Genomic DNA, 24,193 nt, shown 5'->3' with positions numbered 1-24,193 from the left:
GAAGAACTGTGCACTGACCCTAGAAGAACAATCCATATCGGAGCCCCTACTACATGACCACCACCGCAACCGCCCCCGGTGCCCCTCAGGTCGCTATCAACGACATCGGCACCGCCGAAGAGTTCCTGGCCGCCGTCGACGCCACGATGAAGTACTTCACCGACGGCGACATGGTCGAAGGAACCATTGTCAAGGTCGACCGCGACGAGGTCCTCCTGGACATCGGGTACAAGACCGAAGGCGTCATCCCCTCCCGCGAGCTGTCCATCAAGCATGATGTTGACCCGGATGAGGTCGTTCAGGTCGGTGACAAGGTCGAGGCCCTCGTTCTCCAGAAGGAGGACAAGGAAGGCCGTCTGATCCTGTCCAAGAAGCGCGCCCAGTACGAGCGCGCCTGGGGCGACATCGAGAAGGTCAAGGAGGAGGACGGCGTCGTCACCGGCACCGTCATCGAGGTCGTCAAGGGCGGCCTCATCCTTGACATCGGTCTCCGCGGATTCCTCCCCGCCTCTCTGGTGGAGATGCGCCGCGTCCGGGACCTGGCCCCCTACATCGGCCAGGAGATCGAAGCCAAGATCATCGAGCTGGACAAGAACCGCAACAACGTGGTCCTGTCCCGGCGGGCATGGCTGGAGCAGACCCAGTCCGAGGTCCGCTCCTCCTTCCTCAACAAGCTGGAGCGCGGACAGGTCCGCAACGGCGTGGTCTCCTCCATCGTCAACTTCGGCGCCTTCGTGGACCTGGGCGGCGTGGACGGCCTGGTGCACGTCTCCGAGCTGTCCTGGAAGCACATCGACCACCCGAACGAGGTCGTCTCCGTGGGCGATGAGGTCACCGTGGAGGTCCTCGAGGTGGACATGGACCGCGAGCGCGTCTCCCTGTCGCTGAAGGCCACCCAGGAAGACCCGTGGCAGACCTTCGCCCGTACCCACGCCCTGGGCCAGATCGTGCCCGGCAAGGTCACCAAGCTGGTTCCCTTCGGTGCGTTCGTCCGCGTCGAGGACGGCATCGAGGGCCTGGTGCACATCTCCGAGCTGGCTGTTCGCCACGTGGACCTGGCGGAGCAGGTCGTCTCCGTCAACGACGAGGTCTTCGTCAAGGTCATCGACATCGACCTGGAGCGCCGCCGCATCAGCCTGTCCCTGAAGCAGGCCAACGAGGACGTGGACCCGGACGCTGAGGAGTTCGACCCCGCCCTCTACGGCATGGACGCCGAGTACGACGACGAGGGGAACTACAAGTACCCCGAAGGCTTCGACCCGGAGACCAACGAGTGGATGGAGGGCTACGACGAGCAGCGCGCTGCTTGGGAGGCTCAGTACGCCGCGGCTGCCGAGCGCTGGGAGCAGCACAAGGACCAGGTCCGGAAGGCTGTGGAGGCCGACGCCGAGGCTGCGGCCGAAGCTTCCGTCTCCGGCGGCTCCTCCCGCTCCGAGCGTCGCCCTGCCGAGCCGGCACAGAGCAACTACTCCTCCGCTGAGGAGCCTGTCGACGCTGGCACCCTGGCTTCCGACGAGGCACTGGCCGCGCTGCGGGAGAAGCTCACCGGCAACTGATTCCTCGAGTGTCGGATTCTGATCCGATACCTCTTCGCAATGACCCGTTCCGAGATTTACTCGGAGCGGGTCATTGCTTTTTCCTGCGCGGCCTGCCTACGGTAGGGCACCGTTCGAAGCTTGACTATGCGTGTGCTCGGACTGAGCTCCAGGTGCATGCCGGAAGGGAAATATGCTCGATAAGGTCCACGACCTGTTTCGATTGAGGACGAACCCGCTTCTGTTCTTCTCGTCCTCGGCTTTTGTGGTGGTCTTTGTCGCCGTCACCCTGTTCATTCCCGAGCAGATGGGTGAATTCTGGGCACAGGTTGCTGATTGGATCTTCCAGCACTTCGGCTGGTTCTTCATCTTCGGCGTCTCTGTTTTCCTCATTTTCCTGATCTACATCGGCCTCAGCCGGTTCGGGCGGCTGAAGCTCGGAGCTGACGACGAGAAGCCCCGGCACTCCGATCTGGCCTGGTTCGGCATGCTCTTCGCCGCCGGCATCGGCACCATCCTGATGTTCTGGGCCGTGGCCGAGCCGGCATTCCACTTCGCCGATCCCCCGCGCGCCGGGGAGCTGGGCATCGAAGGGGAGACGTCGGAGGCTGCCCGCGACGCCATCGGCTTTACTCTGTATCACTTCGGACTGCACACCTGGACGATCTTCGCCCTGCCTGGCCTTGCCTTCGCCTACTTCATCTACAAGAGGAACCTGCCCCCGCGCGTGTCCTCTCTGTTCCAGCCGATCCTCGGCGACGGGATTCACGGCCCCATCGGCAAGGGCATCGACATCTTCGCCATCGTCGGCACCATCTTCGGCATCGGCATGTCCATCGGGCTGGGCACCCTGCAGGTCCACCAGGGCCTCTCCGAAGCGTTCGGCTTCACCGAAGAGGACTGGGGGATCATCGTCATCATCACGACGGTGACTGTCATCGCGACCATCTCCGCGGTGCTGGGCATCGACAGGGGCATCAAGGTGCTGTCGAACTTCAACATCGGGATGAGCGTCCTCCTGCTGCTCTTCGTCATCGTCACCGGCCCCACCATCTTCCTGCTTCGCGGGGTGGTTGAGGCAGCCGGCACCTACATCGACATACTGCCCGAAGTGATGTTCTGGAACGACACGCTCGCCGATACCGGCTGGCAGCAGGACTGGACCATCTTCTACTGGGGCTGGACCATTGCTTGGGCGCCCTTCGTGGGCATCTTCATCGCCCGCATCTCCCGCGGCCGATCTGTGCGCCAGTTCGTCCTGGGTGTGCTGGGCCTGCCCACCCTGTTCACCATCATCTGGTTCGGCACCTGGGCCGCCGCCGTGTTCGACGTCGAATTCTTCGGCGAAGGAGGCGTCGTCGACCACGTGCTCGAGTACGGCGCGGAGACCTCGATGTTCGCGCTGCTGGAGCACTACCCGCTGACGACCCTCACCAGCGCGGTGGCCATCCTGCTGGTCGGCGTCTTCTTCATCACCTCCCTGGACTCCGCCTCCCTGGTGCTGGATGACATGTGCAACGGCTATGACGGCGAGGGCCGGCCCAAGGGCACCACTGCACCCCACCAGCGTGCGATCTGGGCCATCTACATCGGTGTGGTCGCCACCGTGCTGCTGGTGTTCACCGGTACTGAGGAGGACGAGGAGGGCGGCCTCGCGGTCCTCCGTGATGTGGCCCTGTTCTTCGGGCTGCCGTTCTTCGTTCTGGCATTCTTCATGATGTACAGCCTCCACCGTGCCATGCGCGAGGACGCTGGCGAGCTGGGGCACCTGCCGTCCCGCCGCTGGCTGCGGACACTGCCCCCGGAGGAGTACCAGCGTCGTATGGAGGAGGGTGACCCGGAGCTCTCTGAGGCTGTGGTCGCACCCGACTACGCCGAGGGCAGCCAGCCGGAGAACGCTCCGGACGTGGACCACGCCGAGCAGCCGGAGGTGGTGCAGGAGTACCGCATCCGCACCGGAGAGCAGCCTTGGATCGACCCCACCGCCGGTGAGCCGTTCCAGGGCAAGAACCCGCCCCACATCTGAGCCTGTCGGGGCTCCTGTGCCTGGCGCCTACTCTGAGGCAGAGGCTGAGCCGGCAGTATCCTCAGTGGAGGTGAGGGCCTCCAGGAACCGGATCACTGCGCCTCTCTCCTCGGGGGTCATCTCGGCGGCGACGCGGTATCGCTCAGCGTGGCTTCGGCCCACCGATTCGCGGGCGGCCCGCTGTGTCTCCTCGGTCACTTCGACGGTGCTGCTGCGCCGGTCCACTGGGTGGGGGCGGCGGCGGATGTGCTCTCCGCGCTCCAGGCGGTCAAGCATCTTGGTCACCGACGCTGTTGAGATGCCCAGGTGCTGAGCGATCATCGTCGGAGTGACAGTCCGGCCGCTGCGCTGGGCCGCGATGGCCCAGCGCAGGGCACGCATGTCGTTCTCGCCCAGCTTCATGTAGCGCTGGGACGCTTCGTTCATACGGCGCTCGGCCTGGTGCCACGCCCTGAGGGCGGTCAGCACCTCGAGCGCCTGGTCCGCTTCTGCGGGGTTCATCCCGCTGATGTCCAGGAGCTCGCCGGAAGGGTCCATGACGCGCGGGTCCATCATCGGCAGCTCCGGGGCAGAGGCACTTTCTGGGCTGTCCATCAGAAGTCACTCCATCAGTAAGCTAGGGTTATTACTAGCCAGATTAGCTACATGCGGCGGGATTCGGGCCCGCTTTCGACGCACTAAGGAGCAAAGCCACGAGCACCGCACCTGACGCCGCGGGGGCCTCTGCTTCAGGCCTGCCCCCTGTGCAGCAGCCTCAAGCTTACGACGGCGCCCTCCTCGGCGTCGTCGTCGAGCCGTTCGCTGAGAGCCTCAGGCCCGGAGCCCTGGGATGATGGCTCTTCCCCGGCGCTCCGTCCGTGTCCTGATCCCCGCTGTGCTGACCCTCCTGTGGTTGGCGTGGACCGCCTGGGGCGGGCAGACCTTCGGGGTGATCTCCGAGGTGACGACCAACGATCAGGCGACCTTCCTGCCCGCCGATGCTGAGTCCACCCAGGCCCTGGAGCTCCAGGAGCAGTTCGGCGACGATGACGCTGTGCCCGCCACAGTGATCGCCGCGCCCGACGGCGGCGAACTCACCGAGGCGCACGTGGAGCAGCTGCAGGAGGCCGGTGAGGCCGCTGCCGAGCTGGACGGGGTGCTGGAATCCGCGCCTGCCCAGCCGGCCGAGAGCGGCGCCGCGGCCCAGATGACTGTCCTGCTGGAGGAGGACGCCGCTGAGGACGACGCCCTGGTGGATCTGCGCGAGCTCGTCGATGAGCAGCTGCCCGCGGGTGAGTGGGAGGCCTATGTGACAGGCCCCGCCGCTCTCTCCGCCGACCTCTCTGAGGCGTTCGCCGGGGTGGACGGGATGCTGCTGCTGGTCGCCGTTGCAGCGGTCTTCGTCATCCTCGTGACGGTCTACAGGTCAGTGCTGCTGCCGGTGCTGGTGCTGGTCTCCTCGGTGGGCGCGCTCTGTGCCGCCATCACTGTGATCTACCTGATGGCGGATGCGGGATGGATCCAGCTCAACGGGCAGGTTCAGGGGATCCTGTCGATCCTGGTGATCGGTGCGGCCACTGACTACTCGCTGCTGCTCGTGGCCAGGTACCGGGAGGAGCTGGGGGTCCAGCGAAGCCGGTATGGGGCCTTGTCCCGGGCCGTCCGCAGGTCCGCGCCCCCGATCCTCGCCTCGGGCGGAACGGTAGCGGTGGCACTGCTGTGCCTGCTGCTCTCCGACCTCAACTCCAACCGTGCTCTGGGGCCGGTGGCGGCCACGGGCATCGTCTTCTCCATGGCGGCGACCCTCACGTTCCTCCCGGCGATGCTGGCCCTGGTGGGCAGGCCCGCGTTCTGGCCGAAGACCCCGCACGTCCGGGCGGAGGGCTCCGCGGCCCAGCACCGGCTGTGGCGGCGGGTCGCGCATCTGGTGCGGCGCCGTCCCCGTGCCGTCTGGGTGACGGTCACGCTGCTGCTGGTGCTGGCCGCCGGGGCAGTGGGACAGCTGCGGGCCGAGGGCGTTGCCCAGTCCGAGGTGGTCCTCGGGGAGACGGAGACCAAGGCGGGCCAGGAGCTGCTGGAGGAGCACTTCGACGCGGGCACCGGCGCCCCGGCCAACGTGTTCGTCAGCAGCGACGAGGCGGAGGATGCCCTTGAGGCGGCCGAGAGCATCGACGGCGTGGCCTCCGCCCAGCTGCTGGCCGAGGGCCAAGCACCGGCGCAGGAGCCGCAGCAGGCCCAGGAGGTCGACGGATGGGTGCAGATCTCGGCGACCCTGAACAGCGCGGCGGACTCCCCGGAAGCAGAGGAGACGGTGGCGGCACTGCGCGCGGAGCTCGCCGGACTGGACGAGGAGGCCCTGGTCGGCGGCACCACCGCCACTCAGCTGGACACCAACGAGACCGCCCAGCGTGACCTGACGGTCATTGTGCCCAGTGTGCTGCTGGCGGTCACGCTCATTCTGGTGCTGCTGTTCCGGGCGGTGGTCACCCCGCTGATCCTGGTGGCCACCACGGTGCTGTCCTATCTGGCCGCACTGGGCATCTCGGCGCTGGTGTTCAACCACGTCTTCGGATTCCCCGGGGCGGACCCGACGGTGCCCCTGTACGGGTTCATGTTCCTGGTCGCCCTGGGGGTCGACTACAACATCTTCCTCATGACCAGGGCTCGGGAGGAGACGCCGATGCATGGCGCCTCGGAGGGCGTGCTGCGCTCATTGGTGGTCACCGGCGGAGTGATCACCTCAGCCGGAGTGGTGCTCGCGGCGACCTTCGCTGCGCTGGCAGTGCTGCCGCTGATGTTCATGGTGCAGCTGGCATTCCTGGTGGCGCTGGGCGTGGCGATCGACACGCTCGTGGTGCGGACGCTGCAGGTCCCTGCCCTCTGCGCGGACATCGGACGCCGCATATGGTGGCCCTCCCGGCTGTCCCGCAGCGGCTGAGCTTCTGGGACGTGGCCGTAGACTCGAGGCCATGTCTGAGATCGTGAGTGTGGGTCTGACCGGCGGCATCGCCTCCGGGAAATCCGCGGTGGCTGCCCGGCTGGGGGAGCTCGGCGCGGTCGTCATTGATGCTGACGTGCTCTCCCGGCAGGTGGTGGAGCCCGGCACGCAGGGGCTGGCGGAGATCGTCGGGGCCTTCGGCGAGGGAGTCCTGACTGACGACGGCGCCCTGGACCGCCCCGCCTTGGGTCGGATCGTGTTCAATGACGATGAGGCCCGGGCTCGTCTCAACGGGATCATCCATCCGCGGGTGCGGCAGGAGTCCCGCCGGCTGCGGGATGCTGCCCCTGCTGGCAGCGTGGTGGTGGAGGACATTCCGCTGCTGGTGGAGACCGGGCAGCAGCACCGGTTCGACACCCTCGTGGTGGTCGCAGCCCCGCGCGAGGAGCGCATCCGTCGGCTCACCGGGGACCGGGGGATGGACCGCAGCGAGGCCGAGCGCCGCATCGCCGCTCAGGCCACAGACGAGCAGCGGGCGGAGGCGGCCGACGTCGTGCTCGACAATTCCGGGACCCTCGAGCAGCTGCGCGCCCAGGTGGACGAATTTTTCGCAGGATTGGAGCGTTGAGCCCGCTATGTCCCTAGCCCCGAAGATCAGCCGGACCGTCGCCCCCTTCAGAGTGGTGAGCCCCTACCAGCCCTCGGGCGACCAGCCCAAGGCCATTGAGGAGCTGGCCGAGCGGGTTGAGGGCGGCGAGAAGGACATCACGCTGATGGGCGCCACCGGCACCGGCAAGTCAGCCACGGCCGCCTGGCTGATCGAGAAGGTGCAGCGGCCCACACTCATCATGGTCCAGAACAAGACCCTGGCCGCCCAGCTCGCCAACGAGTTCCGGGAGCTGCTGCCGCACAACGCGGTGGAGTACTTCGTCTCCTACTACGACTACTACCAGCCCGAGGCCTACGTCCCGCAGACGGACACCTTCATTGAGAAGGACTCCTCGGTGAACGACGAGGTCGAGCGGCTGCGCCACTCGGCGACCAACGCCCTGCTGACCCGGCGTGACACTGTCGTCGTCGCCACGGTCTCCTGCATCTACGGTCTGGGCACCCCGGAGGAGTACATCGCCCAGATGGTGTCCATCAAGCGAGGGCAGCAGGTGGACCGGGACGAGATGCTGCGCCGCTTTGTGGGTATGCAGTACGTGCGCAACGACACCGACTTCCACCGCGGGACGTTCCGGGTGCGCGGGGACACCGTGGAGATCATCCCGATGTATGAGGAGCTTGCGGTGCGGATCGAGTTCTTCGGCGATGAGATCGAAGCGATCCACACACTCCACCCGCTGACCGGCACGGTGGTGCGCGATGAGGAGGAGATGTATATCTTCCCCGCCTCCCACTATGTGGCCGGCGATGACCGGATGGCCGCGGCCATCACCCGCATCGAGGACGAGCTGCGGGAGCGGCTGGCCGAGCTGGAGTCGCAGAACAAGCTGCTGGAGGCCCAGCGGCTGCGTATGCGCACCACCTACGACCTGGAGATGATGCAGCAGATGGGCTTCTGCAACGGGATTGAGAACTACTCCCGGCACATCGACGGCCGCGGCACCGGCACGGCACCGCACTGTCTGCTGGACTATTTCCCGGACGACTTCCTGCTCGTCGTCGACGAGTCGCATGTGACGATCCCGCAGATCGGCGGCATGTATGAGGGTGACATGTCCCGCAAGCGCACCTTGGTGGAGCACGGCTTCCGGCTGCCCTCAGCCATGGACAACCGGCCGCTGAAATGGGACGAGTTCCTTGAGCGGATCGGTCAGACCGTCTACCTCTCCGCCACGCCGGGGAACTACGAGCTCACCCAGTCGGACGGGGCGGTGGAGCAGATCATCCGTCCCACCGGGCTGGTGGACCCCGAGGTGGTGGTCAAGCCCACCAAGGGGCAGATCGATGACCTGCTCGGCGAGATCAGGACCCGCACCGCACAGAACGAGCGTGTGCTGGTCACCACGCTGACCAAACGCATGGCGGAGGACCTCACCGAGTACCTGCTGGAGCACGGGGTCAGGGTCGAGTACCTGCACTCCGACGTCGACACCCTCAAACGTGTGGAGATCCTTCGTGAGCTGCGGAGGGGGACCTTCGACGTCGTCGTGGGCATCAACCTGCTCCGTGAGGGGCTCGACCTGCCGGAGGTCTCCCTGGTGGCGATCCTCGACGCGGATAAGGAAGGGTTCCTGCGGTCGACGACGTCCCTCATCCAGACGATCGGCCGTGCCGCCCGCAACGTCTCCGGCCAGGTGCACATGTACGCCGACCGGATCACAGACTCCATGCGGCAGGCCATTGATGAGACTGAGCGGCGCCGGGCCAAGCAGGTCGCCTACAACACTGAGCACGGCATCGACCCCACCCCGCTGAAGAAGAAGATTGCCGACATCACGGACCAGCTGGCCCGCGAGGACGCCGACACCGCGGACCTGCTGCAGGGCATGGGCGGGCTGGCCACCGGCTTCCAGTACGGCAAGGGCCACCGCGGTTGGACCGGATTCCAGAAGGACGGCGAAGGGGACGCCCCCGGCGGCGCCAAGGAGTCCGCGGTCTCGAACACCCCGGCGAAGGACACCGCGGAGCTCATCGAGCAGCTCTCCGCGCAGATGCACAACGCCGCCGAGGAGCTGAACTTCGAGGTGGCAGCCCGGCTGCGCGACGAGATCGGAGACCTCAAGAAGGAGCTGCGGGCCATGCAGGCCAATCAGTGATGCTCGGAGCGGGGCTCGGCTAGGGTGCGGTGGTGAGCACATCATCGCACCCTCCTCTCCCGCACGTTTCCCCGTTGGCCGACGGGCTGACCGCCAGGACGTTCACCCCTGCACTGGATGCTGAAGGCAGCCCGGATGAGAGAACTGCGGCCTTCCACCGTGCCGTGACTGCCGGCTTCTACGAAGCATCGCCCTCTGACGAGCGGGTGCGGGCTGAGGAGAAGGCTCTGGCCGAAGACGGTCAGCGCACCACAGGTGTGTATGTCGACCCCGATGCTGCGGCTCTGGAGCACTGGGGAGAGGCATATGAGCGCCTCGGCTTCGGCCCGGAGCACCCGGTGGGCACGTTCGTGGACTTCGACAAGACGCTCAACGCCGGAGGCCCGGATCTGGTGGACGCTTTTCTGATCACCGGTGTCACCGTGGATGCCTCGTTCAGGCGGCGGGGCATCCTGAAGCACCTGATGACAAGCCGACTGGCGGCTGCGGTGGAGGACGGCAAGCCGTTGGCGCTGCTGACAGCCTCCGAGGGCAGCATCTACGGCCGCTTCGGGTTCGGACCCGTGACCCGTGAGCAGGAGGCGCTCATCAATGTGAGCGCGGCGGGCGAAGCCTTCGGGCTCCGCAGTGAGCCCTCAGGGAGGGTGCTCAGCGCCGACCCGGCGAAGCTGGGCGACGTCATCGATGAGGTCTTCGAAGCCCACCACGCAGTCACCCGGGGCTCAGTGGGCCGGCAGCCGCACTACCGCAGATACGGCACCGGTCAGTGGGACCCCGATGACATCACCACGCGGTGGCGCAAGGCCCGGGCTGTCCTTCACGTGAAGGATGACGGCAGCATCGGCGGCTATGCCGTGTTCACCTTCAACGGGTGGACGGAGGAACCGTTCACCATGAAGATCGGTGACCTCATCGCCGTCGACGCCGAGTCCGAGATTGAGCTCATTCGGCATCTTTCAGGGATGGACCTGGTGGAGCGCCTGAGCTGGAGCCGGGCGCCGGCGGAGGACCCGCTGCGGTGGGCGCTGGTCAACCCGCGGGCGCGCCGTGCGGAGCGGGAGAGCGACGTCCTCTGGGCGCGGATCCTGGATGTGCCGAAGGCTCTCGAAGGCAGAGCCTGGGGTGCGGACGGGGAATTCGCCCTCGAGGTCGCGGACCCACTGGGCATCGCGCCGGGCTCCTGGCGCGTCGTCGTGCGCGACGGCTCAGCCCAGGTCACTGCCGCCCAGGGCGGAGCGGCGAGCGCGCCTCTGCTGCGCACCGATGTGGAGACGCTCAGCACCATGTACCTGGGTGATGTGAGCGTGCGGACCATGCACGCAGCAGGACGGGCAGATGCTGACCCGGCAGACCTGGACAGGCTGTCCGCAGTGATCGACCTGGCCACCCCGCCCTACAGCGCCACCCACTTCTGAGGGATCAGGGACCCTCTCGCCCTGGAGGAGAGTTTCAAGGCGTCAGTGCGAAGTGATTCAATGGTCACCGAGTCAAGATCGGCGCTCTCCGACTCGATAGACCCGGATCACGGGGGTCTCGGCCTCGTCTGAGGCATTGAGGTCGACCCAGGCGTGGATGGCCCAGTCGTGGTTGGACTGATCATCGTCGAGGACCTGGGCCGTGTGCCAGAACCGGCCCTCGGGGTCAGGGGCGTCAGCGGGGCTGCTGTCGAGGCGAAAGAGACCGGCTGCGCGAGCCTTGGCGTCCACATAGACGTCGTCGTACTCACTGAAGAACGCGTCCAGAGCCTCACCCCACCGGTCGGCCTCGGCGAACTCCGAGCCCTCCGGCTCCAGCTCGGCCAGGGTCCGCTCCTTCTCCTGGGCGAACAGCACCGCCCGCCTGAACATCGCGTTGCGGACCATGACCGTGAACGCGCGCTTGTTGCCGGTGACGCCCGAGGACGCCCCCGGCTCGGCCTGCTCCTGCTGCTTTCGCTCGAGCTCAGCGAGCTTGGCCGGGTCATCACCGGCAGCCAGGCGCTCCCACTCCTCCAGCAGGGAGGAGTCGGTCTGACGGACCAGCTCGCCCAGCCACTCGGTGAGATCCTCCAGCTCCTCGGTGACCTTCTCCTGCGGCACGGTCTGCCGCAGCGTCCGGTACGCGTCGGTCAGATACCGCAGCAGCACCCCCTCGCTGCGCGCCAGCCCGTAGAAGTTGATCGCGTCGATGAAGGTGAACGCCCGCTCCACCATGTCCCGGACCACGCTCTTGGGCTCGAGCTCATGGTCGGCCACCCACGGGGCGGAGGAGCGGTAGACCTCGAACTGCTGGGTGAGCAGCTCCGCCAACGGCTGCGGGTGGGACATATCGTCCAGGATCCGCATCCGCTCGGTGTAGTCGACCCCCTCAGCCTTCAGCTCGGCGATGCGCTCGCCCTTGAGCTTCTTCACCTGGGCGCCGGTGACCTGGTAGGGGGTGTCGAGGATGGACTCGATGGCGCTGACGACATCGAGCGCGTAGGTCTCCGACTCCGGGTCCAGCAGCTCCAGTGCCGCCACCGCGAAGGGAGCCAGCGGCTGGTTCAGGGCGAAGTCGTCCTGCAGCTCCACAGTGAGGTCCACCGTCCGGCCGTCCTCATCCGGCTCGTCGAACTTCTCCAGCACCCCGGCGGTCAGCAGCTCCCGGAGGATCTGCAGAGCCCGACGCTGCAGCTGAGCCTGCCGCGCCTTCGACTCATCCGAGGAGGTGATGAGCCGGCGCATCGCCACGATAGGGTCCTCGGGCCGGTTCAGCAGATGCAGCACCATCGCATAGGTGACCTGCATTCGGGAGACCATCGGCTCGGGCTGGGCCTCGGTGAGCTTCTCGAACGTCTTCTCCGACCAGGAGACGAAGCCCTCCGGAGGCTTCTTCTTCGGCTTGGACTTCATGGCCTGGGAGACTTTGGCCTCGTCCCCGCCGTGCTTGGCCTGAGCTTTGCGCAGCGCGGCCTCGTTCTCGATGACGTGCTCGGGAGCCTGCACCACCACAGTGCCCTCCGTGTCATACCCGGCCCGGCCGGCCCGCCCAGCGATCTGGTGGAACTCACGGGCGCCGAGCTGCCGCACCCGCTCCCCGTCGAACTTCGACAGGGCAGTGATCAGCACCGTGCGGATCGGCACATTGATCCCGACGCCGAGCGTGTCAGTGCCGGAGATCACTTTCAGCAGCCCCTCCTGGGCCAGCTGCTCCACCAGCCGCCGATACTTCGGCAGCATGCCTGCGTGGTGGACACCCACCCCGGACTTCAGCAGCCGGGCCAGGTCCTTGCCGTAGCCCTTGGAAAACCGGAACCCTGAGAGCCGCTCCGTCAGCCGCTCCCGCTCCGCCTTGGAGAGCAGGCTCAGACTCATCAGCCCCGAAGCCTGCTCCGCGGCGGCCCGCTGCGAGAAATGCACCGCATAGACCGGAGCCTTTCCGGTCTCGGCGAGCTGCTCAAGCTTCTGAACCAGGGGAGTGGTCGAGTACTCGTAGTCCAGCGGCACCGGCCGGGCGGCCGAGGAGACGGTGACGATGTCGCGGCCCGTGCGCTCGGCGATGCGCCGCTGGAACCCGGACGTATCGCCGAGGGTGGCCGACATCAGCAGGAACTGCGCCTGCGGGAGCTCGATCAGCGGGGCCTGCCAGGCCCAGCCGCGGTGCGGGTCCGCGTAGAAGTGGAACTCATCCATGATGACCGGGCCCACGTTCGCCTGGGGCCCCTCGCGCAGCGCCTCGTTGGCGAGAATCTCAGCGGTGCAGCAGACGATCGGCGCATCCGCGTTCACCGACGAGTCCCCGGTGACCATCCCGACGTTCTCAGCGCCGAAGACCTCCACCAGAGAGAAGAACTTCTCCGAGACCAGCGCCTTGATCGGAGCCGTGTAGACGCTGCGCTCACCCCGTGAGAGCGCGAAGAAGTGCGCGGCCAGCGCCACCATCGACTTCCCCGAGCCCGTGGGGGTCGCCATGATCACATGGTGCCCCTCCGCCAGCTCGGCGACCGCATCCTCCTGGGCCGGGTAGAGGCTCAGCTCCCGGAGCGAGACCCATGACTCGAAGGCAGCGAACAGATCCTCCGGCTCCGGGGCACCCCAGCTGACGGACAGCTTCTCAAGCTTCGGCGGAGCGCTCACCAGCCGCGCTGCCTCCACTCCGGCAGCTGCGGGCGCTCGGCGCCCAGAGTCGTGGGATCGCCGTGGCCCGGGTGGACCACCGTGTCGTCGTCGTAGACCTCGAACAGCCGCGCCTCGACATCGTCGAGCAGCTGCGCGAAATCCTCCCCCGACCAGGTCTTCCCCACCCCGCCCGGGAACAGCGAATCACCGGTGAACAGGTGAGTCGGACCGTCCTCCACGCTCAGCGCGAACGCCACCGACCCCGGAGTGTGCCCGCGCAGATGGATCACCTCCAAGGTGATGCCGTCATAGGTGACCGTGTCCCCGTGCGAGAGGCGCCGACGGATCCTCACGCCCTTCTCCGCCTCGATCGCCCCGGCGTCGCGCTCGCCGGCGAGCAGGTCCATGCCGGCGACGTCGAACTCCGGCAGGGCACGAATGTGGTCCCAGTGCTGGTGAGTGGTCAGCACCGCCTTCAGCCCGGGGGAGCAGGGGGTGTCCTCGGGGGCCTGGGCGATCAGGCCCCGGATCGCATCGATGTCATCCGCGGCGTCGATGAGCACCTGGACTCCCGACTTCTTCGCGGTGAGCAGGTAGACGTTGTTGCTCATCTCCGAGACCGCGATGCGGCGGATGGTCACAGCAGGCAGGTCGTGAATCAGGGAACTTTCCGCGGGCATGCCGCACAGTCTATGTGCCAGACCGGCCCGACACGCCAGCGCGCAGCCAGTGGCTGAGCCGGCGGCTGCCTCAGGCGGACATCAGGTCTCGGGCGATCTCCCGGGCCTCCGAGAGCAGGCTTCCGCCGTAGATGCGGTGGTGGGCGAACGCCCCCTCTGCCAGCAGGAACAGGTGATCAGCCAGTCGCTGGAGGTTCGGGGTCTCGGGAAGGTCCTCTTCGATGAGCTCCCGCAGGCGTTCGCAGACCGCGCGCTTGTGCCTGCGGATCATCGGGTAGGCCCGGTGGTCCGCAGGCAGCTCCGCCGCGGCGTTCAGGTACGCGCAGCCGCGGGTGATGGTCCTGGCATCCTGCATGTAGACGTCGAAGAGCGCGAGGGCCCGGGGAGAGTCCGCCTTGCTGATGGCTTCCTCAAGCGTGGGCCACCACCACCGGTGCCGGTTCTGCAGGTAGGCGGCGATGAGCCCGTCCTTATTGCCGAAATTCTTGTACAGGATGGGTTTGGTGACCCCGGCCTCGGCGGCGATGGTGTCCACGCCGACCGAATGGATTCCCTGCTCGTAGAACAGCTGCGAGGCGACGTCGAGGATCGTCCGGGCCCCGGGGGTGAGGCTGTCCAGATCGATGGGTTGGTCATCCACGCGCACTCCTTGACTAAACAGATCTGTAACCCGTAGCTTATGACCAAGAGGTTACAGATCTGTATATCTCTTCTGTCAGCTCGTCTGAGCCGAATGTTCACACCCCAAGTCTAGGAGCGCCCATGAGCGGAGTCTCCCCATGACGGTCACCGAGCGGACCGTCACCGCGTCCGAAGCCCTGTCCCGCCGCCAAGCCTCACAGCTCGCAGGAGCAGGTCTGGCGCTCATCGCTGTCTCCTACGGCATCGCACGCTTTGCCTACGGGCTCTTTGTGCCGGCCTTCCGCACGGAGTTCGACCTTGATCCCACGCAGGTCGGACTGATCGGCTCAGTCAGCTATGGGGTCTACTGCATCGCCATCTACCCGGCCATGATGCTGACCCCACGCTTCGGCAGCCGGCGGCTCGCCCTCCTGGCCGGAGCGCTGGCGACCATCGGCATGGCACTGGTGGCGCTCGCGCCCTCCGCGGCCGTGCTGACCCTCGGCGTCGTCCTCGGAGGGCTGAGCACCGGCATCGTCTCTCCGCCGCTGGCCCATGCGGTTGCCCTCCGTGTGCCCCGCGCTCGCCGGGACCGCACCCAGGCGATGGTGAACTCGGGAACCGGGCTCGGCGTGGCGCTGTCGGGGCCGGTGGCGCTGCTGACGCTGGAGCAGTGGCGGGGTGCGTGGCTGGCGTTCAGCCTCGCAGCCCTGCTCGTCACCGTGTGGGCCGCCTTCAGCATCCCCCGCACCCGCGAGGCGGAGGCCTACACGGTCGCGGTCCGCTGGCACGGCGGCCGACGCCGCATGGTCAAGGACCTGCTGCCTGACCCGCTTCTGCCTGAAGGCGGGGCGAAGCTGCTTCTGACCTCACTGGTGCTCGGCGTGGGGACCGCGGCCGTCTGGGTATTCGGCCGAGACATCCTCATCGACATCGGCGGCCAGGGAGAGACCAGCTCGACAGTCGCGTGGTCGGTCCTGGGGGCGTGCGGGCTGCTCGGAGCCGGCGCCGGAGATCTTGCCTACAGGTTCGGCCTCACTCGCGCCTGGGCGTTCAGCTGCCTCGGCATCGCAGCGGCCACGGCTCTGATCGGCTTCGCGCCCCACGCGGTGACCCTCAGCGTCGCAGCCTCCGGCCTCTTCGGGGCGGCGTACATCGCTACCACAGGCCTCCTGCTCATCACCGCGGCCAGCACGTACCACCATCAGCCGGCCTCCGGCGTCGGGCTCTCATTCCTCACGCTGGCGCTCGGGCAGGCGATCGGAGGCGGCCTCCTCGGCGGCCTCATCGACAGCTTCAGCACGGCCGCGGCCTTCGCAGCGGCAGCCGCAGCCGTGACCCTCTCCGCCGCACTCGCCCCCTCCAAGACCATCAGCACCCGCACTGAGGAGATCGCTGTCCTTCGCCAAGAGGACATCGATGCCGACAAGAGCCCCGCCTTCCGTCCGTTCAGGAGGAGGAAGTCGCAGCAGCGGACGCCGTGAGGCGCGTGATCTGTCCGGCAAGCTCCTCGGCGGAGTCGACGATGACGGCTGCACCCTCTGCCTCCAGCTCGCCTGCGAGCGCGTAGCCCCAGGTGACCCCGATGCAGGGGGTCCTGTGGCATGCTGCCCCCTCGACGTCGAACCTCCGGTCGCCGACCATCACTGTGCCCGGCGGGGTCGCTTCTCCGCTGGGCAGGCCCAGCTGCTCAAGCGCAGAGGCGATGATCGGCCCCTTGGAGGTGTGCGGTATGCTCTCATCCGGCGCGGAGCCGGCAACAGCGTCGAAGGAATCCCGCAGGCCCTGGATCTCCAGCAGACGCTCGGCCTGAGGACCAGGCTTGGAGGTCGCGACGGCCAGAGCGTGCCCCTGCTGCCGCAGGTCCTGCAGAAGCTCCCGGATGCCCGGGTAGGCCTCCGAGGCGGCCATCCCTTCGCGCATGTATCCGTCCCGATAGTGCTCGATGAGCTTGGGCACCAGCTCCTCGGTCACCCCGGGCAGAGCCTTCAGGCTGGCGGCCAGCGGCGGGCCGATGAAGCTCTTCAGCCTCTCCTCATCCGGCACCGTGATGCCGTGGGCCTCCAGCGCGGCGGAGATTCCGCCCGTGATGGCACCCGCAGGGTCCACCAATGTGCCGTCCAGGTCGAAGATCACAGCAGGAGCACTCATGCGGCGCGCGCCCAGGCGAGCACAGCGTCGCCGATGAGGGTCCGCATCTGTTCCCGGCGCTCAGGCGAGGTGAACTCCGGGTCGAAGAGATGGCTGAACGTGTACTGGTTCGCGATCTGGAACACGCAGTACGAGCTGATCAGCAGGTGGGTGTCGAGCGCGGTGACCTCCGGCCGAAGAACGCCCTGCTGCTGACCTTGGGCGATGATCCGGTCCAGGAGGGACACCGCCGGCTTTCCCATGTCCTGGACGGCGTCGATCGCCCGGATCGACTCACCGCGATGGATGTTCTCGATCGCGACCAGCCGCACGAACTCCACGTGCTCCAGATGGTGGTCGAAAGTCAGGTGGGCGAGTCGTCGTAGGGCGTCGGCGGGCGGGAGCCCTCCCACGTCCAGCTGCTGCTCGGCCCGGCGGATGCCGCGGTAGGCATTCTCCAGAGCGGCCAGGTACAGCTGCTCCTTGCCGCCGAAGTAGTAGTAGATCATGCGCTTGGTGGTGCGCGTGCGCTGGGCGATCTCGTCGACGCGGGCCCCGGAGTACCCCATGTCTGCGAAGACTTCGGTCGCCACGGAGAGCACCTCTGCCCGTGTCCGCTCGGCGTCTCTCAGCCGTTCGTTGCTCTGAGTCATGGACTCACCCTACTGACATGCCGTCGGCGCCCACGGAGGGGCTCGTCCGTGGACGCCGACGGCATGGCGAGGGTCTCTGCGCTATTCTCCTTCTCCTCGGATCGCTTCGAAGACGGCGAGGGACTCCTCGTCGAAGCTCTCCTCCAAATAGGAGAATGCCTGGTCGCGGAACGCATCGACATCGACATCGTCCACGACCTCGGGGGAGCCTGCGCTGCGCCATTCGTCCAGGATCTCCTCCTCCTGGTCAGCGATGCACTCGGTGACCTGGTCCACGGCCTGGTCCACAGCGGCGGTGAGGACCTCCTGCTGCTCGTCGTCCAGCTCATCCCAGACGCTTCCGATGATCACGAGGTTGGTGTTCTGCTGGTGGGCGGTGAGGCTCACGTAGTCCTGCACCTCATCGATGTTGTCTGCGGCGATGATGTTGGTGGGGTTCTCCTGACCGTCCACGGCGCCCTGCTGCAGGGAGAGGTAGATCTCCTCGAAGGCCACTTCGGTGGCGTCGGCGCCCAGCGCCTCAGCGTTCATGAGGTACTGGGGAGAGGCCGGGAACCGGATCTGCAGCCCGGAGAGGTCAGCGGGCTGGCGGATGGGGTCGTTGGCGGTGAAGTGTCTGGAGCCGGCTGACCAGGCGCCCAGCGTGTGGATGCCGGTGGTCTCGTAGAAGTCGGTGATGACCTCGTCGGAGGCCCCGCTCGCCATAAAGGCCGAAAGGTGCTCGACGTCGTCGAACGCGTAGGCGGCATCGAACACGCTGATGGGCTCATAGACGGATCCGAGCGCGGAGGCCCCTTGGATGTCGATGTCGATGTCGCCTGAGGTCACATCGGCTATGCGATCAGTATCGCCGCCCAGGGAGGATGCCCCGTAGGTTTCGATGGCGAGGCCCGCGTCGGCGCCGTTGACCTCCTCCTCAATGGTGCTGACCCCGCAGTCGACCATGGGCTGACCGTCGTTGTAGCTGTGGGCCAGTGTGAGGCTGAGGGCTTCCGGGTCGGCATCGGCATTGCCGCCGCAGCCGGTGAGCGCCAGCGCCGGGATGGCGGCGGCGGCCCCCAGGGCGGTGAGGCGGGGCGTGCGTGGGGCGGGGCGGGAGGACTGCTGCGGTGTGCGCATGGTCCTGTTCCTTTCACTCAGTGCGTCGTTGCACGGTCGGCGGCTGCCTCGGCGGCAACCATTTCATGGAGGTCGGTGAGCATGGCTGCGCGATCGGCAGGCTCACCGGTGAAGATCTCGAACGCCTCGGCGGCCTGGTTCATGGCCATGCCGAGGCCGGAGATCGTAAAGGCTCCCCGAGCATCTGCTTGGAGGAGGAGTTCGGTCCGGACCGGCCGGTAGACCACATCGGCGACCCACTGCTCAGCCTTGACGAGGGAGGTGTCGAACGGTGTGCCAGGGTGGTGGGCCATGCCGAAGGGAGTGGCGTTGACGATGCCCTCCGCTGAGCGCAGCAGAGCAGGAAGATCGTCCGGAGCAGCGGCTGCCGCGCTGAATCCGTGGGCACGCTTCAGGCCCGAGACCAGATCCTCAACCTTGGCCCGGTCCACGTCGACGATGGTGAGGGTCTCGGCCCCGCGGGACACCAGGGCATGGGCAGCCGCAGAGCCGGCCCCGCCTGCCCCGAGGAGGACAGTTCGTCCGCAGGGACGGTCGGCCAGAGAGTCATCCAGAGAGGCCCGAAATCCGGTGACGTCCGTGTTGTGGCCGAGGCTTGTGCCGTCCTCCCGGAAGATCACCGTGTTGACCGCCCCGACCAGCTGCGCCGTCGGGGCGAGCTCGTCCAGCAGCGGCAGCACCGTCTGCTTGGCCGGGAAAGTGATGTTCAGACCGTCGAAGCGCAGCTCCCGGCACAGGTCCAGCAGGTGCTTCAGGCGCCGCGGAGCATCCTTCGAGGGCGGGAGCTCAATGGTCCGGTACACGTATCGGAAGCCGTGCCGGGAGCCTTCCCGCTCATGCAGGGGAGGGGTCATGGAGGGGCCGACCCCGTATCCGATCAGGCCGGCGAGGATGCTGCGGCCGAGATATGCGGTGCTCACAGGTCAAGCACCCCCGGCAGGAAGAGGATGACGTCGGGGATCAGGATCACCAGAAGCAGGACGACCACGGCGGGGACCGCGAAGGGCAGCGCGCCGCGGAAGACCTCGCCGACCCTGGTCTCCGATACTGATGCCGTCACGAAGAGCGCTGTGCCCACAGGCGGCGTCAGCAGGCCGATCATCAGGGACATGATGAGCACCAGCCCGAGGTTGATCGGGTCGATCCCGTACTGGCCCGCGATCGGCAGCAGGATCGGGACGACCAGGACGAGAATGGCGGTCGCGTCGATCACCGTGCCGAGCACCAGCATCAGCAGGGAGATCAGGAGCAGGAACACAATCGGAGACTCGGTGAGGCCGAAGAGCAGCTCGGTGAGCATCTGGGGGAGACGCTCCCTGGCCAGGATGTGTCCCAGCAGAGCGGCGGCGGCGACGATCAGCATGATGCCGGCAGTGGTGATCACGGTCTCGCGTACGGAGGCGAGGAAGCCGTGCCAGCTCAGAGAGCGCGTGGCCACTGCGATCAGCAGCACGTAGACCACGGCGACGCCGGCAGCCTCCGTGGGGGTGAACAGCCCGCCCAGGATGCCGCCGAGAATGATGACGGGGGTCACCGCCGGCAGAAGGACGCCTCGGACGGATGCGAGGAGTTCGGCCATGTCGAACTGCCCGGCCGTAAGGTTCGGCTGCCGGCGGACCATGATGAAGACCACCACGCAGAGGCCGGCTGCCATCAGCAGCGCCGGAACCACCGAGGCGGCGAAGAGCGCGCCGGTGGAGGCTGCGGCGAGGCCCGCATAGATCACCGCGGGGATCGAAGGAGGCATGACGGGAGCGATCAGGGAGGAGGACGCTGAGAGGCCGGTGGCGAAGCGGCGGCTGTAGCCGTTGCGGAGCATGGCGGGGATCTGGACCTTGCCCAGAGCCGCGGCGTCGGCCACAGCAGATCCCGACATCCAGGAGAACCCGACGCTGCCGCCCACCGTGACGTAGCCGAGGTTTCCCCGAACCCTCGCCAGAGCGGCCATGGCGAACCGGAAGAGCTTGTCGGCAAGGCCAGCGTGGTTGGCCAGTGAGCCGAGAAAGACGAACAGGGGCACCGCCAGGAGCGGGAAGCTCTGCGTCGCATCCGTCACCTGCCGGAGGCTGGTCCCGGCGGACTGTCCCGTCATGAGCATGTAGGCCAGAGAGGGGCCGAGGAAGGCAAAGGCCACGGGCACTCGGAGTATCAGGAGGACGGCGATGGCCGCGCCGAGGATCACCAGGCTCATGCGATCTTCTCCTCAGCCGCACCGGGAGCGGACGCCGGGGCGTTCGTGCCTGCGGAGAGGTATGGCCCGTGCTTGAAGACAGTCCACGCTCCGAGCAGGGACCGGATGACGGTGCTGATCATGCCCAGCAGGACGGGCACGTAGAACCAGGACATCGGCATGCGCAGCACGGGGGAGCGAAGCATGCCCTGGGTCTGGACGAGCGTGAGCGCCTCTCGTGCCAGCCCGGCGGCGATGACCGCCGTGATCACCAGGGCGAAGATCTGTACGAAGCGGACAAGCCGGGGCTGGGGAAGGATGTCCAGGACTTCGAGGGTGATGTGGCCGCGCAGGGTGATCAGGACTCCTGCCAGCGCGAAGGTGAGCCATGCCAGCCCGAACCGTGAGATCTCGCCCGTCCATGCGGCGGAGGGCACGGGCAGGTGACGCTGAGCAGCCTGGGCGAACACCAGTGCGAGGATCATCAGCAGCATCAGCGAGCCGAACGCCAGCTCAAGGCGGGTGATGGCGTCGTGAGCTCGCCGTGAGCGCGGCGTGGGGGTGCCAGGCTCGGGGGAATGGCCTTGGACGGGGTCCGGCACGGTAACCTCCATTGGTTAAATGTGTCCTGAATCACATCAGTTTCAAGCAATGTACTGTTTCGTACATTAAGTGTCAAAGGTCACACGGATCGGTGTGTGCTGAGTGGTTCTCGAGTGCTCAGCGAGGCCGGCGCTGGGCCGCCAGGCGGATGGGCGCGTTCGGGGCGCCGTAGCCGTCGTAGCCGTCGATCCGCTCCACGACCTCGAGGAACAGGTCCCCGAACGTGGGCGTATAGAAGTGGATGAACTCGCCGGTCTCATCGGCGTCATAGAGCAGATCGAGCCGCTGCAGCTGGCCCAGGAGCGTGGGGTCGAGGCCCGTGCGGGCCTGCAGGTCGCGGTAATAGTTGCCTGGGACCTGCAGGAAGGTGAGGCCGTTGTCCCTGGCCCTCTGGGCGATGCCGATGATGTCCTGGCAGTGCACCGCGATGTGCCGAGGCGGCATGGAGGCGGTGGGCGGCGCGAGGTTGAGGGGCAGTCGCAGAGTCTTGTCGGCGGTGCGCATCACCTGACTCCGGACGAGCCCCTCCGGGCCCGCGACGTTCTCCCCGACGTCGGCGCGCAGGCCCAGGACGCTGTGGAAGAACAGGACCGCCTCTTCGAAGTCATGCCAGCGGTACGAGAGGTTGATGTGGTCCACCCGCCCCTCCTGCCGGGGATCCTGCTGGCCGCCGTGAAACTCGGGGATCCAGCTGTTCTCCGCGGGGAGGTCGTTGAGATAGACGTGGGTTCCGTCGGGCGCTTTCAGCGCTCTGAGGTCATGCTCGCCGGTGTAGGTCCGCCGGAATGCGCGCTCGGCGCCGAGGGCGAGTCCCCGGCGGAGTGAGGCTTCGCCGTCCTGGACCTGCAGGCCGATTCCGCTGAGGCGGGGAGTCTCGGCGCGTGTCTGCTCATTGAGGATGATGCGGGCCTGGCCCCAGGTCCACAGTCTGACGGGCTTGGTCTGATGGGTGCCTCGGAAGGTGAAGCCGAGCTGGTGCAGGGTCTCATCCAGAGCGGTGAGGTCGGCTGCCGATATCTCCGTGAAGTCCACGGCGCCAGGCTCCTGGGAAGAGGGGAGGCGGTCGTGCTGCCAGCCGTTGGCCGCGGAGGTCTGGTCGGCCAGCCAGGCCAGGGAGCGGCGCGCGTGGGCCGCGGTGCTGCGGACTTCGGTCTGCCGGTAGGTGTCGTTGAAGACCTCGAGGGACAGCGGACCGGCGTAGCCGGCGCGAAGGACATGTCCGAGGAAGTCTGTGAGCGGGAACCCGCCTTCTCCGGGGAAGAGTCGGTGGTGCCTGCTCCAGGAGAGGACGTCCATGCTCAGCAGGGGCGCGTCTGCGAGCTGGAGGAAGAAGATCTTCTCGCCGTCGAACTCTTCGATCTGCGCCGGGTCGTGGCCGCGGGCCAGGATGTGGAAGCTGTCCAGGCAGGCTCCGAGGTTCGGGCGGTCGGCCATTCGGACCAGACGCCAGGCGTGCCGGTAGTCGTTGACGTGCCGCCCCCAGGCAAGGGCCTCGTAGGCCACGCGGATGCCGTACTCGGCGGCGAGGTCGGCGAGCTGTCCCAGCTGGGCGGCGATCTCAGCGTCGTCGTCCACCGTCGCGGTGGCCGCATTGCTGCACACCAGCACCAGCTCGGTGCCGAGCTTCTCCATCACTTCGAACTTGGCGCGGGCCCGACGCAGGTTGTCCTCAAGCAGTGCGGGAGCGACCCCCTCGAAGTCCCGGAAGGGCTGGAACATCTCGATCCGCAGGCCCAGGCGGTCGCAGAGCGCCCTGATCTCCTCCGGGGACTCGTAGGCCATGGTGAGGTCTGTGTCCATGATCTCGACGCCGTCGAAGCCTGCGGCCGCGCAGGCATGCAGCTTTTCCGTGAGGCTGCCGGAGAGGCACACGGTGGCGATGGAAGTTCGCATAGCTGCAATGTACCATTTGTTACATTAATTATGTGACCTGGAACACCATCACGGATGAGGCGGCCGCAGTCTCGTTGAATGGGACTCACGTCGAGCGTGGGCATCCCATCCCCTCAATCTGTATGAGGCGGGTCACAGCCGCCGCACCACAGACCCACGGAGGACGCCCAACGATGAGCACCACGGCGCAGCCGGCCCCGCCGCAGGAGCATGTCAGCACCAACCCCGATGCCGCAGCCGCCTCCCAGGAGGAGACCACTGCGGAGATCGGCGCACTGCACGACGCCTACCGCGACGGCCTCGCGGAAGGCGCGCCGGAGGAGACCACCTCACGACTGAGCTTCCCGCCCTACCGGAGCTCCCTGCTGCGGGCGCCCACCAAATCCCTGCACCACACGGACCCCGAGGAGATCGAGCTGTGGAGCCCCGCCTTCGGCGACCGCGACGTCCACCCGCTTGAAGCCGATCTGACCATTCAGCACAACGGGGAGCCCGTGGGCGAGCGCATCATCGTGACAGGCCGGGTCGTCGACGGAGACGGCCGGCCGGTCGCGGGCCAGCTCATCGAGGTGTGGCAGGCCAACGCCGCCGGCCGGTACGTGCACAAGCGGGACCAGCACCCGGCTCCGCTGGACCCCAACTTCACCGGCGTCGGACGTGCCATCACAGGCGCTGACGGCGAATACACCTTCACCACCATCAAGCCGGCGCCCTACCCGTGGAAGAACCACTACAACGCCTGGCGCCCGGCGCACATCCACTTCAGCCTCTTCGGCACTGACTTCACCCAGCGCATCATCACCCAGATGTACTTCCCGGGGGACCCCCTGTTCGCCCTGGACCCGATCTACCAGTCCATTGTCGATCAGCGCGCCCGTGACAGGCTGGTCGCCCAATATGACCATTCCGTCTCCGAGCACGAGTGGGCCACCGGCTACCGTTGGGACATCGTGCTCTCCGGGTCCAACCGGACCTGGTCAGAGCCGGAGGAAGGAGAGCACTGAA

The 24,193-nt window shown here is 67.0% G+C and carries 19 protein-coding genes; 8 read left to right on the top strand and 11 right to left on the bottom strand.

Annotation, left to right across the window (positions count from 1 at the left end; all coding sequences use genetic code 11):
- The first annotated feature begins 53 nt into the window (after nt 1–53).
- Complete coding sequence (gene rpsA / locus FWJ47_RS09585; protein WP_147107419.1) at nt 54–1,556, top strand: 30S ribosomal protein S1; 1,503 nt, start codon at nt 54–56, stop codon at nt 1,554–1,556.
- 172 nt (nt 1,557–1,728) lie between these two features.
- Nucleotides 1,729–3,561 carry a BCCT family transporter gene (locus FWJ47_RS09580; RefSeq protein ID WP_147107416.1) on the top strand — a complete coding sequence of 611 codons (1,833 nt, stop codon included), beginning with the start codon at nt 1,729–1,731 and terminating at the stop codon, nt 3,559–3,561.
- A gap of 27 nt (nt 3,562–3,588) precedes the next feature.
- On the opposite strand, the gene FWJ47_RS09575 is transcribed toward FWJ47_RS09580, so the two are convergent.
- Entirely contained in the window at nt 3,589–4,155 is a 567-nt protein-coding gene (locus tag FWJ47_RS09575; protein ID WP_246126250.1) for a MarR family winged helix-turn-helix transcriptional regulator, read from the bottom strand.
- A gap of 235 nt (nt 4,156–4,390) precedes the next feature.
- Here FWJ47_RS09575 and FWJ47_RS09570 point away from each other — a divergent pair, with 235 nt between their 5' ends.
- Genes FWJ47_RS09570 through FWJ47_RS09555 form a run of 4 tightly spaced genes read left to right on the top strand, consistent with a single transcriptional unit; the run spans nt 4,391 to nt 10,658 of the window.
- A complete protein-coding gene (locus tag FWJ47_RS09570; RefSeq protein ID WP_147107412.1) occupies nt 4,391–6,478 on the top strand; it encodes an MMPL family transporter in 2,088 nt (695 codons plus the stop codon).
- Nucleotides 6,479–6,509: 31 nt separating this feature from the next.
- Complete coding sequence (coaE, locus tag FWJ47_RS09565) at nt 6,510–7,106, top strand: dephospho-CoA kinase (RefSeq protein ID WP_342779665.1); 597 nt, start codon at nt 6,510–6,512, stop codon at nt 7,104–7,106.
- Between the two features lie 7 nt (nt 7,107–7,113).
- Complete coding sequence (gene uvrB, locus FWJ47_RS09560; RefSeq protein ID WP_147107409.1) at nt 7,114–9,243, top strand: excinuclease ABC subunit UvrB; 2,130 nt, start codon at nt 7,114–7,116, stop codon at nt 9,241–9,243.
- A gap of 32 nt (nt 9,244–9,275) precedes the next feature.
- On the top strand, nt 9,276–10,658 hold the full coding sequence (locus tag FWJ47_RS09555) for a GNAT family N-acetyltransferase (protein WP_170228545.1): 1,383 nt from the start codon (nt 9,276–9,278) through the stop codon (nt 10,656–10,658).
- Between the two features lie 72 nt (nt 10,659–10,730).
- On the opposite strand, the gene FWJ47_RS09550 is transcribed toward FWJ47_RS09555, so the two are convergent.
- The 3 genes from FWJ47_RS09550 to FWJ47_RS09540 all read right to left on the bottom strand — a co-directional run bounded on the left by FWJ47_RS09550 (nt 10,731) and on the right by FWJ47_RS09540 (nt 14,639).
- Nucleotides 10,731–13,337 carry a DEAD/DEAH box helicase gene (locus tag FWJ47_RS09550; RefSeq protein ID WP_246126249.1) on the bottom strand — a complete coding sequence of 869 codons (2,607 nt, stop codon included), beginning with the start codon at nt 13,335–13,337 and terminating at the stop codon, nt 10,731–10,733.
- Entirely contained in the window at nt 13,334–13,999 is a 666-nt protein-coding gene (locus tag FWJ47_RS09545) for an MBL fold metallo-hydrolase (protein ID WP_147107399.1), read from the bottom strand. The genes FWJ47_RS09550 and FWJ47_RS09545 overlap by 4 nt, the downstream gene beginning before the upstream one ends.
- 70 nt (nt 14,000–14,069) lie before the next feature.
- A complete protein-coding gene (locus FWJ47_RS09540) occupies nt 14,070–14,639 on the bottom strand; it encodes a TetR/AcrR family transcriptional regulator (protein WP_147107395.1) in 570 nt (189 codons plus the stop codon).
- A gap of 139 nt (nt 14,640–14,778) precedes the next feature.
- On the opposite strand from FWJ47_RS09540, the gene FWJ47_RS09535 reads away from it, so the two are divergent.
- Entirely contained in the window at nt 14,779–16,104 is a 1,326-nt protein-coding gene (locus FWJ47_RS09535; RefSeq protein WP_147107393.1) for an MFS transporter, read from the top strand.
- Here FWJ47_RS09535 and FWJ47_RS09530 read toward each other — a convergent pair.
- The 7 genes from FWJ47_RS09530 to FWJ47_RS09500 form a co-directional block, all read right to left on the bottom strand.
- Complete coding sequence (locus FWJ47_RS09530) at nt 16,070–16,771, bottom strand: HAD hydrolase-like protein (protein ID WP_147107391.1); 702 nt, start codon at nt 16,769–16,771, stop codon at nt 16,070–16,072. The two genes, FWJ47_RS09535 and FWJ47_RS09530, sit on opposite strands and share 35 nt — an antisense overlap.
- The gene (locus FWJ47_RS09525; protein ID WP_147107389.1) at nt 16,768–17,403 is read right to left on the bottom strand and encodes a TetR/AcrR family transcriptional regulator; all 636 of its coding nucleotides are present in this window, start codon (nt 17,401–17,403) and stop codon (nt 16,768–16,770) included. Before FWJ47_RS09525 ends, FWJ47_RS09530 begins: the two co-directional genes overlap by 4 nt.
- A gap of 81 nt (nt 17,404–17,484) precedes the next feature.
- Complete coding sequence (locus FWJ47_RS09520) at nt 17,485–18,522, bottom strand: DctP family TRAP transporter solute-binding subunit (protein WP_147107386.1); 1,038 nt, start codon at nt 18,520–18,522, stop codon at nt 17,485–17,487.
- Between the two features lie 17 nt (nt 18,523–18,539).
- On the bottom strand, nt 18,540–19,442 hold the full coding sequence (locus tag FWJ47_RS09515) for a shikimate dehydrogenase (protein WP_246126248.1): 903 nt from the start codon (nt 19,440–19,442) through the stop codon (nt 18,540–18,542).
- Complete coding sequence (locus tag FWJ47_RS09510) at nt 19,439–20,713, bottom strand: TRAP transporter large permease (protein ID WP_147107384.1); 1,275 nt, start codon at nt 20,711–20,713, stop codon at nt 19,439–19,441. The genes FWJ47_RS09515 and FWJ47_RS09510 overlap by 4 nt, the downstream gene beginning before the upstream one ends.
- Nucleotides 20,710–21,306: a TRAP transporter small permease gene (locus tag FWJ47_RS09505; protein ID WP_147107381.1), complete on the bottom strand. Its 597-nt coding sequence runs from the start codon at nt 21,304–21,306 to the stop codon at nt 20,710–20,712. Before FWJ47_RS09505 ends, FWJ47_RS09510 begins: the two co-directional genes overlap by 4 nt.
- Nucleotides 21,307–21,412: 106 nt before the next feature.
- Nucleotides 21,413–23,188 carry a bifunctional sugar phosphate isomerase/epimerase/4-hydroxyphenylpyruvate dioxygenase family protein gene (locus FWJ47_RS09500; protein WP_147107378.1) on the bottom strand — a complete coding sequence of 592 codons (1,776 nt, stop codon included), beginning with the start codon at nt 23,186–23,188 and terminating at the stop codon, nt 21,413–21,415.
- A gap of 173 nt (nt 23,189–23,361) precedes the next feature.
- On the opposite strand from FWJ47_RS09500, the gene pcaH reads away from it, so the two are divergent.
- Nucleotides 23,362–24,192 (top strand): protocatechuate 3,4-dioxygenase subunit beta, encoded by an 831-nt coding sequence (gene pcaH, locus FWJ47_RS09495; RefSeq protein WP_147107375.1) that lies wholly within the window; start codon nt 23,362–23,364, stop codon nt 24,190–24,192.
- Nucleotide 24,193 lies beyond the last annotated feature (1 nt).

Source organism: Nesterenkonia populi, from assembly GCF_007994735.1.
GTDB lineage: Bacteria > Actinomycetota > Actinomycetes > Actinomycetales > Micrococcaceae > Nesterenkonia > Nesterenkonia populi.
The sequence above is the reverse complement of the archived record's forward strand: the minus strand, read 5'-3'. Positions and strand labels throughout refer to the sequence as shown.

Bases quoted from the DNA above. Each gene is read 5' to 3' on its own strand.
- FWJ47_RS09545 (WP_147107399.1), bottom strand. From the start codon at position 13,999: ATGCCCGCGGAAAGTTCCCTGATTCACGACCTGCCTGCTGTGACCATC.
- FWJ47_RS09500 (WP_147107378.1), bottom strand. From the start codon at position 23,188: ATGCGAACTTCCATCGCCACCGTGTGCCTCTCCGGCAGCCTCACGGAA.
- pcaH (WP_147107375.1), top strand. From the start codon at position 23,362: ATGAGCACCACGGCGCAGCCGGCCCCGCCGCAGGAGCATGTCAGCACC.
- FWJ47_RS09535 (WP_147107393.1), top strand. From the start codon at position 14,779: ATGACGGTCACCGAGCGGACCGTCACCGCGTCCGAAGCCCTGTCCCGC.
- FWJ47_RS09580 (WP_147107416.1), top strand. From the start codon at position 1,729: ATGCTCGATAAGGTCCACGACCTGTTTCGATTGAGGACGAACCCGCTT.
- uvrB (WP_147107409.1), top strand. From the start codon at position 7,114: ATGTCCCTAGCCCCGAAGATCAGCCGGACCGTCGCCCCCTTCAGAGTG.
- FWJ47_RS09570 (WP_147107412.1), top strand. From the start codon at position 4,391: ATGATGGCTCTTCCCCGGCGCTCCGTCCGTGTCCTGATCCCCGCTGTG.
- FWJ47_RS09505 (WP_147107381.1), bottom strand. From the start codon at position 21,306: ATGGAGGTTACCGTGCCGGACCCCGTCCAAGGCCATTCCCCCGAGCCT.
- FWJ47_RS09525 (WP_147107389.1), bottom strand. From the start codon at position 17,403: ATGACTCAGAGCAACGAACGGCTGAGAGACGCCGAGCGGACACGGGCA.
- FWJ47_RS09510 (WP_147107384.1), bottom strand. From the start codon at position 20,713: ATGAGCCTGGTGATCCTCGGCGCGGCCATCGCCGTCCTCCTGATACTC.
- FWJ47_RS09520 (WP_147107386.1), bottom strand. From the start codon at position 18,522: ATGCGCACACCGCAGCAGTCCTCCCGCCCCGCCCCACGCACGCCCCGC.
- coaE (WP_342779665.1), top strand. From the start codon at position 6,510: ATGTCTGAGATCGTGAGTGTGGGTCTGACCGGCGGCATCGCCTCCGGG.
- rpsA (WP_147107419.1), top strand. From the start codon at position 54: ATGACCACCACCGCAACCGCCCCCGGTGCCCCTCAGGTCGCTATCAAC.
- FWJ47_RS09575 (WP_246126250.1), bottom strand. From the start codon at position 4,155: ATGGACAGCCCAGAAAGTGCCTCTGCCCCGGAGCTGCCGATGATGGAC.
- FWJ47_RS09530 (WP_147107391.1), bottom strand. From the start codon at position 16,771: ATGAGTGCTCCTGCTGTGATCTTCGACCTGGACGGCACATTGGTGGAC.